General features: G+C 66.2%; 13 protein-coding genes. 8 read left to right on the top strand and 5 right to left on the bottom strand.

Annotated elements, in window-relative coordinates:
- Positions 1 to 63: 63 nt before the first annotated feature.
- The gene (locus GO591_RS09880; protein WP_157156661.1) at positions 64 to 1,362 is read left to right on the top strand and encodes a CDP-glycerol glycerophosphotransferase family protein; all 1,299 of its coding nucleotides are present in this window, start codon (positions 64 to 66) and stop codon (positions 1,360 to 1,362) included.
- Between the two features lie 31 nt (positions 1,363 to 1,393).
- Here the strand turns inward: GO591_RS09880 and GO591_RS09875 are convergent, their stop codons facing one another.
- The 5 genes from GO591_RS09875 to GO591_RS09855 all read right to left on the bottom strand — a co-directional run bounded on the left by GO591_RS09875 (position 1,394) and on the right by GO591_RS09855 (position 5,074).
- On the bottom strand, positions 1,394 to 2,239 hold the full coding sequence (locus GO591_RS09875; RefSeq protein WP_157156660.1) for a hypothetical protein: 846 nt from the start codon (positions 2,237 to 2,239) through the stop codon (positions 1,394 to 1,396).
- Positions 2,240 to 2,321: 82 nt separating this feature from the next.
- Positions 2,322 to 2,621, bottom strand: coding sequence for a hypothetical protein (locus GO591_RS09870; protein ID WP_157156659.1), 300 nt, complete (start codon positions 2,619 to 2,621; stop codon positions 2,322 to 2,324).
- A gap of 136 nt (positions 2,622 to 2,757) precedes the next feature.
- Complete coding sequence (locus GO591_RS09865) at positions 2,758 to 3,537, bottom strand: ABC transporter ATP-binding protein (protein WP_157156658.1); 780 nt, start codon at positions 3,535 to 3,537, stop codon at positions 2,758 to 2,760.
- Positions 3,537 to 4,343, bottom strand: coding sequence for an ABC transporter permease (locus tag GO591_RS09860; protein WP_370455352.1), 807 nt, complete (start codon positions 4,341 to 4,343; stop codon positions 3,537 to 3,539). Before GO591_RS09860 ends, GO591_RS09865 begins: the two co-directional genes overlap by 1 nt.
- Before the next feature lie 38 nt (positions 4,344 to 4,381).
- Entirely contained in the window at positions 4,382 to 5,074 is a 693-nt protein-coding gene (locus tag GO591_RS09855; RefSeq protein WP_157156657.1) for a phosphocholine cytidylyltransferase family protein, read from the bottom strand.
- A gap of 240 nt (positions 5,075 to 5,314) precedes the next feature.
- On the opposite strand from GO591_RS09855, the gene GO591_RS09850 reads away from it, so the two are divergent.
- The 7 genes from GO591_RS09850 (at position 5,315) to GO591_RS09820 (ending at position 11,623) form a co-directional block, all read left to right on the top strand.
- The gene (locus GO591_RS09850; protein WP_370455263.1) at positions 5,315 to 6,316 is read left to right on the top strand and encodes an ABC transporter ATP-binding protein; all 1,002 of its coding nucleotides are present in this window, start codon (positions 5,315 to 5,317) and stop codon (positions 6,314 to 6,316) included.
- Between the two features lie 44 nt (positions 6,317 to 6,360).
- Positions 6,361 to 7,863 carry a hypothetical protein gene (locus GO591_RS09845; RefSeq protein WP_157156656.1) on the top strand — a complete coding sequence of 501 codons (1,503 nt, stop codon included), beginning with the start codon at positions 6,361 to 6,363 and terminating at the stop codon, positions 7,861 to 7,863.
- 29 nt (positions 7,864 to 7,892) lie between these two features.
- Complete coding sequence (locus tag GO591_RS09840; protein ID WP_157156655.1) at positions 7,893 to 8,153, top strand: DUF3039 domain-containing protein; 261 nt, start codon at positions 7,893 to 7,895, stop codon at positions 8,151 to 8,153.
- Between the two features lie 6 nt (positions 8,154 to 8,159).
- On the top strand, positions 8,160 to 9,287 hold the full coding sequence (locus GO591_RS09835) for a mannitol-1-phosphate 5-dehydrogenase (RefSeq protein WP_157156654.1): 1,128 nt from the start codon (positions 8,160 to 8,162) through the stop codon (positions 9,285 to 9,287).
- A gap of 9 nt (positions 9,288 to 9,296) precedes the next feature.
- A complete protein-coding gene (locus tag GO591_RS09830) occupies positions 9,297 to 9,716 on the top strand; it encodes a hypothetical protein (protein WP_157156653.1) in 420 nt (139 codons plus the stop codon).
- Between the two features lie 2 nt (positions 9,717 to 9,718).
- Positions 9,719 to 10,060 (top strand): hypothetical protein, encoded by a 342-nt coding sequence (locus GO591_RS09825; protein ID WP_157156652.1) that lies wholly within the window; start codon positions 9,719 to 9,721, stop codon positions 10,058 to 10,060.
- Positions 10,061 to 10,135: 75 nt separating this feature from the next.
- Positions 10,136 to 11,623: an NAD-dependent succinate-semialdehyde dehydrogenase gene (locus tag GO591_RS09820; protein WP_157156651.1), complete on the top strand. Its 1,488-nt coding sequence runs from the start codon at positions 10,136 to 10,138 to the stop codon at positions 11,621 to 11,623.
- The last annotated feature ends 52 nt before the right edge of the window (positions 11,624 to 11,675 follow it).

The raw sequence follows: 11,675 nt of genomic DNA, 5'->3' as shown, positions 1-11,675 counted from the left end.
CCACTGACCACGCGCTGGTGTAATTGATGGCGGCGTTTGCCGGGAACCGCGGAAGGATCGTTTGTGCCACTGATCAAGGACTTGAAGACCGCCAGGCGACTGCTCCGCAACATCCTTCGCTCCCGGCGGACCCGCAAGCAGCTTGAACACCGGCAACCGACGATCGCGCAGCCGCGCCCCGGCAGCGTTGAGATCGCGGTGTACTTCGCCGACAGCCGCGTCAACCTGTACCAGATCCGCCAGTGGTACGCGCCGCTCAAGGAACTCGCGAAGACACATCCGGTGGCGATCATCACCCGCTCGCCGGGAACCGCCCTCACGCTATGGGACGAGGCTCCGGTGCCGACCGTGTACCGGCGCAAGGTGGTCGAACTGGAGCGCTTCGTCTCCGAGCAGGACCTGAAGATCGTGTTCTACGTGAACCAGAACACCAAGAACTTCCAGATGTTCCGCTACGGCCGCATGTGGCACGTGTTCATCAACCACGGTGAGAGCGACAAGATGTACATGACCACCAACCAGTTCAAGGCCTACGACTACAGCTTCGTCGCCGGCGACGCGGCGCTCGAACGACTCAGCCGCAAACTGTGGGACTTCGATCTCGACAAGCGGGCCATCCCGATCGGACGCCCGCAGGCCGACCACTTCGTCGGCGAACTGCCGTACCAGCCCGACGATCGGGCCGTCGTGCTCTACGCACCGACCTGGGAGGGCGACCGCGCGGCGGCGGCCTACGGCTCGGTCGCCTCGCACGGTGTCACCCTCGTGCAGCATCTGCTCGCAAGCGGACGCCACCGGGTCATCTATCGGCCGCATCCGCGCAGCGGTGTCGTCGACGCCGAGTACAAGGCCGCGAACCAGCAGATCATCGCCGCGATCGCGGCGGCCAACGCTGCCGACCCCGACGCGCACCACATTTACGACGCCGGCTCCGAGCTCGGCTGGCAACTGGCGGCAGCGGATGTCGCCATCACCGACATCTCGGCGATGGTCTACGACCGGCTCGCCACCGGCAAGCCGATCATCGTCACCCGGCCGGCGTCAGCCAAGGCCGATGTCGATGAGTCCGGCTTCCTCGGCAGCTGCGAGTGGCTGACCACCGACTCGACCGATCGAATCGTCGAGATCGTCGACCGGGTGCAGACGAGCACCGACTCGCTGGAAAACCTGCAACATTGGGCGAAGCGCCACTTCGGTGACACGTCGCCAGGAGTCGCGACCGCGCGGTTCCATGCCGCGGTCGGTCAGCTCGTCGACGAGTGGCACCGGCATTCAGCGATCCACGCGGGCGATCGCATCGAGGCCGAGGCTGACCCGTTCGATGAAGACGACGAGGATGAGGCGCCCGCGGACGAGTCCTAGGCGCTTGGCGCTCGGCGCTGGGCTCTGACCGCTAGACGCTCATGCGCCGGTCGTCGTCGCTGACCGTGTCATCGGTGCTCGTGGGCTGGCCGGGGTTTTGGTCGGCGGGTTCTTTCGGCAGCTGCCTGCGCAGCGGCATCCGGAATCGCCGTTCCCGTTCACGCTCCCGGTAGTTCGTCGGTCCCAGATCCTCGGGGAAGCGGGCCGGTGGCGGGCCGAACGCCAAGCGGGCGCTGCTGATCACGCGACGGCCGAGCACGTTGTTGGCGGTCCCGCCGATGACGGCTCCGATCCCCATCGGGACCATCCGTCCGAAAGCGCTCGCCGTGGTCCGTGCGGCGAAGCGGCGCAGGAAGATGGTCTTCATACGGTCGGCGACCTGGCCGACGAACGCCTGCGGCATGCTCCGGCCGATGACGTCACCCCAGAAGAGCGGCAGCGACCCTCCGCGACCCGTGACCTGAGTGCTGAGGTTGCGCAGCAGGTCCGCGCCGGAGGGGCCGAGCATCATCGCCATCACCATGGTTCGTGCCCGGTCGGGGTCGGTGACGGCTATGCCGTGAATCTCCGTTACCGACTGAGCGAACAACGCACTGGTCTCCAGGAACGCCGCCGTCTCGACACCGGTGAGGGCCAGGCTGACGCCCGTGCCGACCCCGGGGAAGATTGCCGCGGCACCTACTCCAGCCCCGCTCGCCGTCACAACGTTGAGATAGTGCCGCTCGAGCACCTGAATGATCTCTTCGGGACTGGCATTCGGGTGCTGCCTCCGAACGCGGCGGATGTGGGCGAGCACGGTCGGTCGCTGCGCGGTGAGCAACCGGTCGAATCCGCGAACGACCATCGGATGCTGCGCGGGGTGAGTTGTTTCGGCCATGGTCAACTCCTTCCGGGGTGGGGTCTCATGATAGACATCCCCGCTGAGTGGTGAAGCGTCGGAGGGTCAAGAGCCCCGGACGTCACAACGAGATTCGCCACAGGTATTCGTCGCCAGATGGCCGTAACCAGCGGACGATCACCACCGAACTGCGCGCCAGGTCGTCGCCGTGCATCCGGAACAGCAGCCCGTCGGCCGGCTCGAGAACGCTCGGGATGCCCCACACCAGTCGGCCATCGCCCAGCAGGGTCAGCCTGATCCCACGCAGCCGCTCATCGCCGACGTTGACCAGCTCGTAGGTGGGCGCCCGCTCCCGCCGCACCAGGAACGGCACGCGGTAGGCCGGGTCGTGGGGTGCTCCATCGCCGACGAGGTACAGCATGCTCGCACCGTAGGAAGCACCAACGACATCGTCAGGGGAACGGGGGAGCGACGCATCCGTTGCTCCGATGGGGAGGAGGGGTCTCGGCAGGCTCGACCAGCGAGAGTGCCGACGAGCGGCGGGCCAAGCGGCGGGATTACGCCCCGTACTCGGCGTTGTAGCGCGACAGCACGTCTTCGATCGGACCGTCCAGCTGCAGCTGACCCTTGTCGAGGTACAGGCCGCGGGTGCAGAACCGCTTGAGGTCCCGCTCGTTGTGCGACACGAAGAACAGCGTGCGTCCGTCCGCGAGCATCTGCTCGATCCGCTTGTAGCACTTCTCCCGGAACGCCTTGTCGCCCACCGCGAGCACCTCGTCGACGAGCAGGATCGGTTCCTCGAGTTGCGAGATCACCGAGAAGGCGATGCGAACCTTCATGCCGCTCGACAGGTGCTTGAACGGGGTGTCGACGAAGTCCTGGATGCCAGCGAAATCGATGATCGACTCGTACCGCTCGTCGACCTCGCGCCGGGTCATGCCGTGCAACCCGGCGGTCAGGTAGACGTTGTCCCGCACAGTCAGCTCGTCGACGAAGCCGCCGGTGATCTCGATCAGCGGCGCGACCCCCGCGTGCACGCCGACGGATCCTTCATCGGGGATCATCACCTGCGCGACCAGTTTCAGCAGTGTCGACTTGCCCTGGCCGTTCCGGCCGACGACGCCGATCGCCTCGCCCGGCGACACTTCGAACGAAACGTTCCGCAACGCCCAGAACTCGCCAGGACGGGAACGCCGGTTCTTCGGCGCGAACAAATCCTTGAAGGTGCGCCGACCGCGTCGATTGCGCCGGAAACGGATGCCGAGATCCTGCACCGAAATCACGGAGGCCGGCGTGTCCGGCGATTGCACGGGGCCGACACCAGTCGTGGCGGTCATCAGATTTCCTTCAGTACGCTGCGCTCGGCCCGGCGGAACACCAGGACGCCCACGATCAACAGGAGCACGCTCATAGCGGCACCGATCCCGACCGCCAGCCAATTCAGCTCAGCGGGGAAGAACGCCGCCCGGTACAGCGAGAAGATTCCGGCGAGGGGATTGAAGCTCATCCAGAACTGCAGTGGACCGGGCAGGTCGCCGATGCCGTAGATGATCGGCGACGCGTAGAACAGGAACCGCAGCACCAGTTTCGTCGCTCGTTCCAAGTCGCGGAAGAACACCACCAGTGGCGCGACGATCAGGCCGACGCCGACGGTGAGCACAGTCTGAATGAGGATGGCGAGAGGGAAGTACACGATCTGCCAGTGCAGTTCCGCTCCCAGCCACACCGCGAACACTGCGAGAACGGGCAGGCTCAGCAGGAACTCGATGCCCTTGGACAACACCAGCCGCACGACCCAGATGGTTCGGGGGATCGCGGTGGACCGGATCAGCTTCGCCTGTTTCAAGAACGCCCGAGTGGAATCTGACACGGCACCGTTGAACCACATCCAGGGGAGCAGCGCGGCCAGCAGGAACACCAAATACGGGTCAAACCCGACGCCACGGTCGAAGATCTCGGTGAAGACGAACCAGTAGATCCCGGCCATCACCAGCGGATCGAGGATCGACCAGAAGTAGCCGAGGAACGACGTCGAGTAACGTACCCGCAGATCGCGCACGGTCAGCAGCCACAGCGAATGCCGATAACGGGCGGCGGGCGTCCATCGGGGACGCTCAGTGGCGGGTGCTGACACGCTGACTATCGTAGGGGTGCACCGACTCGGCGCTCGTCATCTAGCGACTAGACGAAGAGGTTCGCGCGCTCCAGGTCTTCGGCGAAGTCAACCTCGACCGCGTACAGGTCGGAGATGTCGATCGGCTCGACGCGCACACCGTTCTGCTCGATCGCGAGCTCGATGCCGCGCTCGAAGTAGTCCTGGTCGCCGACGCGCTTCAGCTGCTGCATCAGCACCGCCTTGTCGCGGCTCGAGATGAAGTTGATGCCGATCGCCTCGCCGAGTCCGCCCTTGACGGTCTTCGACAGTTCCTTGATGAAGCCCTCGGCGTCGGTCGTGTACTTGACCTCTTCATCCGAGACGCGCGCGGTGTTCACGGTCACGAACGACTGGTCCGCCTCGACCATCTTTGCCGCACGCACGAGGATCGCCGGGTCGAACACGATGTCGCCGTTCATCCACAGCACGCCGCCGTCCTTCGATGCCTGCAGCGCACGCAGCAGGCTCTTCGAGGTGTTGGTCTGGTCGTATTGCTCGTTGTAGACGTACGACGCCTCAGGGAAAGCCTCGATGATGTGCTCAAGCTTGTAGCCGACGACGGTCGTTACCTTGGCCTTCTGGCCAAACGCGTGACGGATGTTGTCGAACTGCTGCCGCATGATGGTGCGGCCGTCGTTCAACTCGGTCAACGATTTGGGTAGCGAACGGCCGAGGCGGCTGCCCATACCGGCAGCAAGAATGACGACCTGAGTGCTCACGTTCTGTCTCCTACGATGTTTGCCCTGTGTCGCGGGCCCTTACGCTTTGCGCAAGTTCCCGATCACTGCGACTTCGTCTGAAATTCATCACAGGGATACTGTCTGGACACGCCGTTGTGCTCATGAGAGTGTACCCGCCAGTGGGGGACAAAAGCTGGAAGCGGCTGGAATGTAGCGCATCCGTGATAAATAGTCGTTTGACCGCCTTCGCGGTCCGTACCGCTTGCTACGGTGGGACTCGTGGATCCCGAAACCGATTTAGCCCAGCCAAAAGCCGACGCGACAGGCACGCGATCGGCAGCGGCAGCGGTTTCCACCACGCTGAGCGATAAGTCGGCGGATGTCCCGGAAGCAGCAGCCTCCGAATCCGCTGAATCCACCCCGGCAGGCGTCGCGGCAGCAAAGAAGTCTCCGGCGCCACGCAAGACGCCGGCGAAGAAACCGGCAGCAAAGCGCGCCCCTCGGCCGCGCAAGCCCGTCGCCGAGGTTGTCCTGCATGTCGAGGGGCTCACCAAGCGCTTCGGTGAGACAGTCGCCGTCGACGGCATCAACCTCGAGGTGCGCGCGGGCTCGTTCTTCGGCATCGTCGGCCCGAACGGTGCGGGCAAGACCACCACACTCTCTATGGTCACCGGACTGCTTCGCCCAGACGCCGGCCTGATCACGGTGCACGGCGCGGATGTCTGGTCGAATCCCGTGGTCGCCAAGCGGAATATGGGCGTACTGCCCGACCGGTTGCGCCTGTTCGACCGGCTGACCGGCGCGCAGCTGCTGCACTACTCGGGCACTCTGCGGGGACTCGACACCGAGACGGTGCGCGTCCGCAGTCGCGACCTTGCCGCGGCGTTCGGCCTGGAGGATGCCCTCGACCGGTTGGTCACCGACTACTCCGCGGGCATGACGAAGAAGATCGCGCTGGCCAGCGCCATGATCCACTCTCCGCGGCTGCTGGTCCTCGACGAACCATTCGAGTCGGTCGACCCGGTGTCGGCGGCGAACGTGATCGAGATCCTGCAGCGCTACACCAAGGCCGGCGGCACCGTGGTGCTATCCAGCCACAGCATGGATCTCGTTCAGCGGATCTGCGACAACGTGGCCATCATCGTGCGCGGCGAAGTCCTGGCCGCAGGCACCATGAGCAAGGTACGGGGTAGGAAGAGCCTCGAGGACCGGTTCGTGGAGTTGGCCGGTGGGCGCAAGGCGGCGGAGGGCATGGAGTGGTTGCACAGTTTCTCCGACTGAAGCTCAGACTCCTCGCGAACAGTTTCCGGCGTAGCCCCTGGCAGGTGGTCGGCACAGTTCTCGGGCTGCTCTACGGGCTCGGCTTTGCCGTGTTCGCGTTTCTCGCGCTGGTCGCGCTGCGCCTGGTCGACGTCGACCTCGCCCGCAGCATCGTCGTGGCCGCAGGCGCCATCGTCACCCTCGGCGCGTTCATCGTCCCGCTGTTCTTCGGCGTGGACGACCCGCTTGACCCCAGGAAGTTCTCGCTGTTCGGGATCGATTCGGCGAAGCTGGCGACGGCGCTCGCCGTGACCACGCTGATCGGAGTCCCGGCGATCGCCTTCGTGGTCGTCGGAATCGGTCAGGTGGTCACCTGGAGCCGTGACCCGTTGGCCGTGCTGCTTGCGATCATCTCCATGCCGCTGCTGGTGGCCACCTGCCTGCTCGGCGCGCGGGTCACCACCTCTGTCGGCGCGTTCGCGCTCGCCAGCCGCAAGGCCCGGGATGCGACGGGAGTGCTCGCGGTGATCGCGCTCATGCTGCTTGCGCCGCTGTTCGTCTGGCTGAGCGACGTCGACTGGCAGGGCGAAGGACTCGGCATCCTTGACTCGCTGGCCACGATCGCGTCCTGGACCCCGTTCGGCGCCGTCTGGGCAGCGCCCGCGGATGCGGCAGCCGGTCTTCCCGGGGCGGCACTGCTCAAGACGGTCATCGCCGTGGTCACCGTCGGCGCTCTCTGGTTCGCCTGGCGTGGCCTCGTCGCGCACATGCTGGTCACCCCGAGCCGGGAGGCGCATGCGCCGCAGTATTCGGGCATCGGCTGGTTCGCACGGATCGGCGGAACACCGGCCGGGGCGATCGCTGCCCGATCGATCACCTACTGGATGCGTGACGCCCGCTATCTGGTCACCCTGGCGATCGTCCCGGTCGTGCCGCTGATCATGGTCGTGCCACTGACCATCGCAGGCGTACCCACCGAGCTCATCGCTCTGTTGCCGGTGCCGGTCGTCGCCCTGTTCCTGGGCTGGGCCATCCACAATGACGTCGCCTACGACAACACCGCGATCTGGCTGCATGTCGCCGCCCACATCCGCGGCTGGGACGATCGGCTCGGCAGGGCGGTGCCTGCGCTCGGTCTGGGGATCCCGGCGGTGACCGCCACGGCACTGCTCTGCGCCGCCATCTACGGAGACTGGGCCATCCTGCCGAGCATGCTGGGCGCCGGTTTCGCGGTGCTGCTGGCCGGGATCGGCCTCTCCAGCGTCATGTCCGCGTTGTTCCCGTACCCGGCGGTGCGGCCCGGCGATAGTCCGTTCACGCAGCCGCAGTCCGGCAACACCGCGGCCGCCCTCATTCAGGCGCTGTCGTTCTTCGCGACGATCCTGCTCGCCGCTCCGGCGTTGCTGCTCGGCGCCGCGAGCATCTTCCTGGGCGGCTGGTACAACTGGGCCAGTCTGCTGGTCGGGCTCGGATTCGGGGCGGTCTGCCTGATCGGCGGACTGCACCTCGGCGGCCGGGTATTCGAGCGCCGCGCGCCGGAACTGTTGGCGTTCACAGCCCGCAACTGAGCCCTCGCGTCGGCCGTACACTGGAGCGCATGAGCAGCACAGACCACAGTGGCGGCGGAACCGACGTCCTCGACCGCGAACTCGAGAAGCTACTGAATGACGAGCAGCTCGACGACGGTGATCACGACCGGTTCTCGCACTACGTGCCGAAGAACAAGATCGTCGAATCTGCCATCACCGGCAAACCGGTCCGAGCCCTGTGTGGCAAGAAGTGGACGCCCGGCCGAGACCCCGAGAAGTTCCCGGTCTGCCCAACGTGCAAGGCGATCTACGAGAAGCTCAAGGAGTAACCCGTCATGGCCAAGACGGCGGTCCACTTCGGTGCGGGAAACATCGGCCGAGGGTTCGTCGCCCAGTTCCTGCACGCCTCCGGCTACGAGGTGGTCTTCGTCGATGTCAACGAAGAGCTGATCCGGGCCCTGCAGGCACAGCCCAGCTACACCGTGCACGAGATGGGCGCCGGCGCCACCGAGAGCGTCGTCGACGGCTACCGGGCGATCAACAGCCGCACGCATGAGGCCGACGTCATCGCCGAGATCGCCGCGGCTGACATCGTCACGACCGCGGTCGGCCCCCGGGTTCTGCCGTTCGTTGCGCCGTTGATCGCGCGGGGGATCGCCGGCCGCACGGCGCCAGAACCGCTCACCGTGATCGCGTGCGAAAACGCCGTCAACGCGAGCAGCACGCTCGCGGCGGAGGTGCATCGCGTCAACCCGGATGCGTCGGCCGCGTTCGCGAACTGCGCCATCGACCGGATCGTGCCCGAGCAACCCGGGGGACTGGATGTCACCCTTGAAGCCTTCTCGGAATGGGTCGTCGACCGCACCCCGTTTCCGGGTAACCCGCCCGAGCTGCATGGGGTGATCTGGGTCGATGACCTCACCCCATACATCGAACGCAAGTTGTTCACCGTGAACACCGGTCACGCCGCTGCCGCCTACCACGGCACGATCGCGGGCATCGTGACCATCCGCGAGGCCCTTGCCACCCCCGCCGTGGCCGAGGAGGTGCGCGCGGTGCTCGCCGAGACCAAGGCGCTGCTGGTGGACAAGCACGGGTTCTCCGCGGACGAGCAGCAGGCGTACATCGACAAGACCATCCAGCGCGTCGCGAATCCACACCTGCCCGACACCTGCGAACGCGTGGGTCGCAACCCCCTGCGCAAGCTCAGCCGCTACGAGCGATTCATCGGGCCGGCTGCGCAACTGGCGGAACGCGGCCACGAGACATCCGCTCTGATGCGCGCGGTAGGGGCTGCGCTGCAGTTCCATTCTCCGGACGACGCCGAGAGCATCGAACTGCGGGAGTTGCTCGCGAGCAACCGCACCGCCGCGGAGCTCGCTGTGGAGATCACCGGGCTGGATCCGGAGCATCGGCTGTTCCCCGCCGTCGTGACCGCATTCGAAGAGCGCGCCGGCGGCTAATCTGGAGGGATGAGCACCGACCCGGATGAGGAGGCCCTCCGCTGGGCCGGCGACTCAGACCTCGACTATCCGAAGCACGCTGAATCGGCAGCGGAGGTCGCCGACGGCGGCTCGACCGACGCCGAGGAGGAGCCCGCCAAGCCGGCGAACCCGCTGCTGGTGGTCGTCTACGGCATCATCGGCGGCATCTACGTGCTGTATTCCGTCGCCTGGCTGATCACGGTCACCGCGGATCCGTTCAGCCGCGACAACCTGTTCGCCGAGATCATGGCGCAGTTCGGAGAGTTCCTGGCGATCGCTGCGCCGCTCGTCTGGGTGGCGGTGACCGTGCTGCTCACCCGTGACCGCAGTGCTCTGCTGCGGCTGGGTTGGCTCGTCGGCGGACTCATCCTGCTGTTCCCATTGCCCTACCTGCTCGGAGGATTCTGACGATGTCGGATGTCGCCACCCAGGCCCTCGCGCCTGCGCCGCGCCAGAGAACGCTCACGGCCGTCATCGTCGCGCTTTTCGCCCTGCTGTACGGCTGGGACCTGTGGGAAGCAGCGGAAACGATCATCGTCGCGCCGCCGACATTCATCGCAGCGGGACAGGCCGTGCCGTGGACGGCATTCATCGCCAGCGCGGTCGTGCCGGTCGCGGTGTTCGCGCTTGCCCTCGTGCTCGGCCGCAAGCGGAGGCTCTTCGACAAAGCGGCGCTGCTGCTGGCCGGATTGTGCCTCGTCGCGGTGCTGACCCTCAGCCTCACGGCCTACGTGCGCGCCGGCGGGCTCTAAACGGTCGCTTCCGCTCTGCCGTGTCCCGAGCTGCTGTGGCACGCTGGGAGAAAGACACCGCATGAGGGAGTGCCCATGTCCACCGTCGTCATCACCGACCCGCGCGAACGCGAACTGCTCGCATCCGTTCCGCACCAGTTGTTCATCGGCGGCGAGTGGGTCGACTCCGGTCGCGGCAAGACCATTGATGTAGTCGACCCGGCCACAGGCGAGGTCATCCGCACGATCGCCGACGCCTCGGTCGAGGACGGCGTGCGCGCGCTGGATGCCGCCGTGGCAGCACAGGAGGAGTGGGCCGCCACACCGCCGCGGGCACGTGGCGAGATCCTCCGCCGCGCGTTCGATCTCGTGCAGGAGCGCAAGGAGGACTTTGCGCTGCTGATGACACTCGAGATGGGCAAGCCGATCGCCGAGGCGCGCGGCGAGGTCGCCTACGGCTCCGAGTTCCTGCGCTGGTTCAGTGAGGAAGCGGTGCGGATCGATGGCCGTTACGGGACGAATCCGGAGGGCACCGGTCGCATGATCGTCAGCCAGCGCCCGGTTGGTCCGTGCCTGCTGATCACCCCGTGGAACTTCCCGCTGGCGATGGCCACCCGCAAGCTCGGACCGGCGCTCGCCGCGGGCTGCACCGTGGTGATCAAGCCGGCCACGCTGACCCCGCTGACCACACTGGCGCTGGTCGCGGTGCTCGAGGAAGTCGGCCTGCCGAAGGGTGTGGTCAATGTGATCACTACCACCTCGACGTCGAAGTTCTCGGAAGCCCTCATGGCCGACAAACGGCTGCGCAAGGTGAGTTTCACCGGGTCCACCCCGGTCGGGGTCTCGCTGCTCAAGCAGGCCGCCGACAATGTGCTGCGCACCTCGATGGAACTCGGCGGTAACGCCCCGTTCATCGTCTTCGACGACGCCGACCTCGACAAGGCCGTTGAGGGCGCGATGATCGCGAAGTTCCGAAACATCGGCCAGGCGTGCACCGCGGCCAACCGCTTCATCGTGCAGGAGGGCATCGCCGATGAGTTCGCCGCACGGCTCGCCGAGCGAGTGAAGGCGATGAAGGTCGGCCGCGGCACGGAGTTGGATGTCGCGATCGGGCCGCTCATCAACGACAAAGCGGTGCAGAACACGGTGCGGTTGGTCGACGACGCCGTGCGCAAGGGGGCGACGCTGCTTGCCGGTGGCAAGGCGATCGATGGCGCGGGCAGCTTCTTCCAGCCGACCGTGCTCGACCGGGTCGCGCACGGCATGGAGATCAACTTCGAGGAGATCTTCGCCCCGGTGGTGTCGATCATCCGGTTCGCCGACGAAGCCGACGCCGTGCGGCTGGCGAACGAGACCGACTTCGGGCTGGTCAGCTACGTGTTCACCGAGGATTTCCAGCGCGGGCAGCGGCTGATCGACAGCATCGAGTCCGGGATGATGGGCCTGAACGTCGGCGTGGTGTCGAACGCGGCAGCGCCGTTCGGTGGGGTCAAGCACTCCGGGCTCGGTCGTGAGGGCGGGCGAGAAGGCATTCACGAGTACCTCGAGACGAAGTACACCCTGACCCCGAACCCCTTCGGCTGAGGGCGACTTCTCCCTCCGCCGAAGCAAGCTTCGTCGGCGCTGGCGTCGCTAA

This window comes from Diaminobutyricimonas sp. LJ205 (assembly GCF_009755725.1).
Taxonomy (GTDB): domain Bacteria; phylum Actinomycetota; class Actinomycetes; order Actinomycetales; family Microbacteriaceae; genus Ruicaihuangia.
This window is presented reverse-complemented; position numbering and strand designations above follow the sequence as displayed.